The organism is Vibrio sp. M250220 (assembly GCF_036533795.1).
Lineage (GTDB): Bacteria > Pseudomonadota > Gammaproteobacteria > Enterobacterales > Vibrionaceae > Vibrio.
In genome coordinates, this window is the sequence record NZ_JATABI010000029.1 from 44472 (window position 1) to 50471 (window position 6000).

4 protein-coding genes are annotated in these 6000 nt (G+C 44.6%); all 4 read left to right on the forward strand.

The window, feature by feature from the left end:
* Positions 1-218: 218 nt before the first annotated feature.
* The 4 genes from glnA to QTN94_RS11505 all read left to right on the forward strand — a co-directional run bounded on the left by glnA (position 219) and on the right by QTN94_RS11505 (position 5843).
* Entirely contained in the window at positions 219-1628 is a 1410-nt protein-coding gene (gene glnA / locus QTN94_RS11490) for a glutamate--ammonia ligase (protein WP_331416653.1), read from the forward strand.
* A 324-nt stretch (positions 1629-1952) separates the two neighbouring features.
* Positions 1953-3014 carry a nitrogen regulation protein NR(II) gene (gene glnL, locus QTN94_RS11495; protein WP_427019917.1) on the forward strand — a complete coding sequence of 354 codons (1062 nt, stop codon included), beginning with the start codon at positions 1953-1955 and terminating at the stop codon, positions 3012-3014.
* Positions 3015-3049: 35 nt separating this feature from the next.
* Positions 3050-4453: a nitrogen regulation protein NR(I) gene (glnG, locus tag QTN94_RS11500; protein ID WP_331427712.1), complete on the forward strand. Its 1404-nt coding sequence runs from the start codon at positions 3050-3052 to the stop codon at positions 4451-4453.
* 133 nt (positions 4454-4586) lie between these two features.
* The gene (locus QTN94_RS11505; protein ID WP_443088791.1) at positions 4587-5843 is read left to right on the forward strand and encodes a HAMP domain-containing protein; all 1257 of its coding nucleotides are present in this window, start codon (positions 4587-4589) and stop codon (positions 5841-5843) included.
* Positions 5844-6000: the final 157 nt, after the last annotated feature.

Here is a 6000-nt window from a genome sequence, read left to right on the forward strand (position 1 = left end):
ACCAAAATAGTGCAACAACAGATCATTTTGGTGCAAATTATTGCACCAAGTTAAACATCAACAAGCCAAACCATTGAAATTAATGGAATAATTTTTTTGGCACGGTTTTGGCTTTAATTAAATCGGCATCGATTAATACGATTGAAAAGAAATTAATCAATGCTGGATTTCAAACGAATCGAGCTAAACCGCTTTAATAACACTGGAGGTTATCCAAGATGTCAGTAGAAAACGTTCTATCGCTGATCCAAGAAAACGAAGTTAAGTTTGTTGACCTACGCTTTACAGATACAAAGGGTAAAGAGCAACATATTTCAATCCCTGCTCACCAAATCGACGCAGACTTCTTCGAAGAAGGTAAGATGTTCGATGGTTCTTCTGTTGCTGGCTGGAAAGGCATCAACGAATCAGACATGGTAATGATGCCTGACGCATCATCAGCGGTTCTTGACCCGTTCACAGAAGATGCAACGCTAAACATCCGTTGTGACATCCTTGAACCTGCAACGATGCAAGGTTATGACCGCGACCCACGCTCTATCGCGAAACGCGCAGAAGACTACATGCGTTCTACTGGTATCGCTGATACTGTACTCGTTGGTCCAGAGCCTGAGTTCTTCCTATTTGATGATGTAAAATTCTCAACAGATATGTCTGGCTCTTTCTTCAAAATCGACGATGTTGAAGCAGCTTGGAATACTGGTTCAGACATCGAAGGTGGTAACAAAGGTCACCGTCCAGGCGTTAAAGGTGGTTACTTCCCAGTTGCTCCTGTTGACTCTTCACAAGACATCCGTTCAGCAATGTGTCTAATCATGGAAGAGATGGGCCTAGTTGTAGAAGCTCACCACCATGAAGTTGCAACGGCTGGTCAGAACGAAATCGCTACTCGCTTTAACACGCTAACAACGAAAGCGGACGAAATCCAAATCTACAAGTACGTTGTACACAACGTTGCACACGCATTCGGCAAAACAGCGACATTCATGCCTAAGCCACTTGTAGGTGATAACGGTTCTGGTATGCACGTTCACCAATCTCTAGCGAAAGACGGCGTTAACCTATTCGCTGGCGACAAGTACGGCGGCCTATCTGAAATGGCTATCTACTACATCGGTGGTATCATCAAGCACGCTCGCGCGCTAAATGCTCTAACAAACCCATCGACTAACTCGTACAAGCGTTTGGTTCCTCACTACGAAGCTCCCGTTATGCTAGCTTACTCTGCTCGTAACCGCAGCGCTTCTATCCGTATCCCAGTGGTACCAAGCCCTAAAGCGCGTCGTATCGAAGTTCGCTTCCCAGATCCAGCAGCAAACCCATACCTAGCATTTGCGGCAATGCTGATGGCTGGTCTTGATGGTATTAAGAACAAGATTCACCCAGGTGAAGCAATGGATAAAGACCTTTACGATCTACCAGCTGAAGAAGCTGCAGAGATTCCAAAGGTTGCAGAGTCACTAAAACAAGCACTTGAGTGTCTTGACGAAGACCGTGAGTTCTTGACTGCGGGTGGTGTATTCTCTGATGACTTTATCGACTCTTACATTGCACTAAAAACTGCTGATGTTGAACGTGTGAACACTGCTGTTCACCCACTAGAGTTCGAACTGTACTACTCTGTATAATCGACATTAGTGCGCAACACACGGTTGCAATGAACATTATTAAGGCTCGCCTTTTAGGCGAGCCTTTTTATTTTCCGGTGTCGAGAATCAGACATTACTTACACCTTCAACTCTTTTGTAATTCAACATCTTATAGACGGCAAGCTTATTGCATTAACAACTCTAGAAACCGTGCATTAGCAGTAGCCATGATGAATAACTGAACAAAATCGACACTAAAGTACCTGTATGCAATAGGTTTTAGCTTCAGTTCTTACAGTGAATGCGCCATACTTGAATTTTCTTTCGCACCAATTTGGTGCGCTGCACTATTCAAGTTCAAGGATGAGGGAGAGAGCAGTGGACAGCGAACTCAATAACATTATTTTAAACCACCAAGTGACCGCGATTCTAATTATGAATGAGTCACTTCAGGTGAAGTACGCCAATCCAGCGGCTGAACAACTGTTTTCTCAAAGTGCTAAGCGAATAGTCAATCATCCACTATCACATTTAATCCAGCATGCCTCACTGGATCTTGCACTGCTGTCACAACCACTACAAAGTGGACAAAGCATTACTGACAGCGATGTTACCTTTGTTGTCGATGGCAAACCATTGATGCTTGAAGTGACTGTAAGCCCAATATCTTGGAATAAAAAAATAATGCTGCTGGTTGAAATGAGGAAAATAGGCCAGCAACGTCGCTTGTCCCAAGAGCTGAATCAACATGCTCAGCAACAAGCCGCAAAGCTACTAGTTAGAGGCCTTGCGCATGAGATTAAAAACCCTCTCGGTGGCTTACGTGGTGCTGCTCAGCTACTAGAACGCACTCTCCCAGATCCTAGCCTAGCTGAATATACCCAAATCATTATCGAACAGGCCGATCGTTTACGCGCCTTAGTGGATCGACTACTGGGCCCACAAAGACCAGGGAAAAAGCGCCCAGAAAACCTCCACCTTATCCTTGAAAAAGTCCGTCAGTTGGTTGATCTTGAAGCCAACCAGAGTGTCACTATCGAACGCGACTACGACCCCAGCCTGCCGGAAATTCTTATGGATGCGGATCAGATTGAGCAGGCACTGCTGAATATTGTGAGTAATGCTGGACAAATTTTGAATGGGCAACAAAACGGCGAAATTATTATTCGCACCAGAACAGTGCATCAGGCCAATATTCACGGTCAACGCTGCAAGCTAGCGGCACGAATCGAAATTACGGACAACGGTCCAGGTATTCCTGCCGACCTACAAGACACTCTTTTCTACCCTATGGTCAGCGGAAGAGAAGGGGGGACAGGGTTAGGCCTGTCGATAGCACAAAATTTAATAGACCAACACCAAGGCAAAATTGACGTTGAGAGTTGGCCTGGAAGAACCACATTTACGATTTATTTACCCATTTAAACAATGGAAAGTAATCTTGCTGCAAGGAAATCAATATGAGTAAAGGATACGTTTGGGTTGTTGATGATGACAGCTCTATCCGTTGGGTGATGGAGAAGACTCTCTCATCTGCCAACATAAAGTGTGAAACCTTTGCAGATGCTGAAAGCGTTTTAATGGCACTTGAACGAGAAACGCCTGACGTACTCGTTTCAGATATTCGTATGCCAGGCATTGATGGGATTGAGCTACTTAAACAAGTACATGAATGTTCACCTGAACTTCCTGTCATTATCATGACTGCCCACTCAGATCTTGATGCAGCGGTCAATGCCTACCAAAAAGGGGCGTTTGAATATCTCCCTAAGCCTTTCGATGTTGATGAAACTCTGACTTTAGTTGAGCGAGCTATCACACATAGCCACGAGCAGAGACAAGAGCAAGCATCACTGGCTGGCGAAGGTTACACGCCTCCAGAGATCATTGGTGAAGCGCCAGCAATGCAGGAAGTATTCCGTGCAATTGGTCGACTGTCTCGTTCTTCGATCTCCGTACTCATCAACGGTGAATCAGGTACAGGTAAAGAACTGGTCGCTCATGCGCTTCATCGCCATAGCCCTCGAGCCAGCAAACCCTTTATTGCTCTTAATATGGCGGCGATACCAAAAGACTTGATTGAGTCAGAGCTGTTTGGTCATGAAAAAGGCGCCTTTACCGGAGCCAACAGCGTTCGCCAAGGACGCTTTGAACAAGCCAATGGTGGAACCTTATTTTTGGATGAGATCGGCGACATGCCGCTCGATATTCAAACACGACTACTACGAGTCTTAGCGGATGGTCAGTTCTATCGCGTTGGTGGACACTCCCCCATCAAAGTGGATGTTCGTATCGTCGCAGCAACACACCAGAACCTTGAAAAACTCGTTTCAAAAGGCAATTTCCGCGAAGATTTGTTTCATCGCCTCAACGTCATTCGAATTCATATCCCTGCACTGAGAGAGCGCAAACAGGATATAGAAAAACTCACTTTACACTTCCTAGCATTAGCGGCTGAAGAACTCAGTGTTGATGTCAAAACACTGCATCCCAGCACGGTAGAAACGCTTAATCGGTTGGATTGGCCAGGTAACGTTCGTCAGTTAGAAAACATCTGTCGCTGGTTAACTGTTATGGCGAGTGGCTCAGAAATTCTACCCGGAGATCTACCCACTGAATTGCTTGAGGACAAAAGGCACAACAATGTCAGTTCAGCAGGTTCATGGCAGCAACAATTGGCAAGCTGGGCAAGAAACTCTCTTGCTCAAGGAGATACCGAGCTACTTTCTTACGCACTTCCTGAATTTGAGCGTATACTTTTGGAAGCAGCGTTAGAACATACTAACGGTCATAAACAAGACGCAGCGAAAGTTTTAGGCTGGGGACGAAACACCCTGACCCGAAAGCTCAAAGAGCTTTACTGACATCAAGTCGCTTAACAACCGACTCAGATAATGAAGGTTACTACGGACAGATTGCAGTCTATTATTTGTATGGTAATCACCGTTTTACCCTCTGTCACTCGCCTTGTATTACGATCAGTGCATAAGGGGTCGGATGAAAGTGACTACAAAGATCACCCTCAGAACAGCTGTTGTACTGCCGTTTGTATTGATATTTATCTTTACAATCGGAGTGATCATAGCAGTACAGAAGAACAGCTATGAAGAGATGGTCGTCGATATCAGCAGTAAACAACTATCAGCTCTAACTGAGAACGTCAGACTTGAGCTTAATAGTTTTCTCAATGAACCCTTTCAGGCAAGTCTTGCTCTCAGCCACTCTATTGGGTTCAATGAACTTTATCGTTCAGGAGACACATCTAATATTGAGCAGTATTTGCTAACCTCCTTTCGCGATCTCTACAATACCTTCCCTCAACTCGATGTTATCGGCTTCGGCGGAGAAAGTGCTGAGTACGTAGGTTTCCGCAAAGAGCCCGATAAAAGCTACACCTTAATGGTTCAGGATAATCGTACCCAATATAAGTTGGTCATTTATCGTGGAAAAGTCATTAACGAAAATGTTCGCTCGGTGATCGATAACTATGATCCAAGAGTCCGACCATGGTATGCCCCCGTAGCCAAAATGCGTCTGCCCATGTGGTCATCCATCTATGCCAATGCAGATGAAAGGCAAGAGATCACCTTATCCGCTCTAACCCCCGTATTTTATGGCGATCAATTCCAAGGGGTGGTAGTAACTGATGTCAAAATCGACACGTTTAATACCTTCCTAAAAGAACAGCAAAAGCACACCAACGCACTGATCTATATTGTCGATGACAAGAAGCGTCTCATTGCTCACTCAACAAATGGTAATGTCGTCTCTTGGGGTACATCTTTAACTCCAAAAGGAGAGCGACTATTCGCAACAGAAAATACAAATCCAATAATCAAAGCCAATGCCGAGTATTCGGCATCACAAGGGTTATACCAACTGAACCAGACTCAACGTTTTACAATCGATATCAGTGGAGATCGCTATTTCAACCATTTCACCCCTTACATCGATGAGCATGGTTTGAAATGGTATATCGGTGTTGCTATTTCCGAGTCACATCTGCTCGGTAAACTGCCAGAAAGTCAGCGAAATAGTTGGGTTATTGGATTAATAGCGAGCTTTATCGGCATCGTTGTTGGTTTGCTCGCCTTTAACCAGATAATGACACCCATCACATCAACAGCAGCAGCCAAACGTCTTGCGAAAGGTGACTGGGATAGCCATATGCCACAGCCAGGCAATATCTATGAAACCTCTATGCTGGTGTTCGCATTTAACGAAATGGCCAACAACTTATACCAATCTAAGTAAAAATATGATCTAATTAAGGCTGTCATTTCTACACGAGAATGCCATGGATAGCCTCGACAACATCGACTTTAAAAAACTCGCTAGTCAGCAGAAGTCTATACAAATGAAGATGCGTTTACTTGCTCTAGCACACTTTAAAGAAGGGCGGTCTCGAACA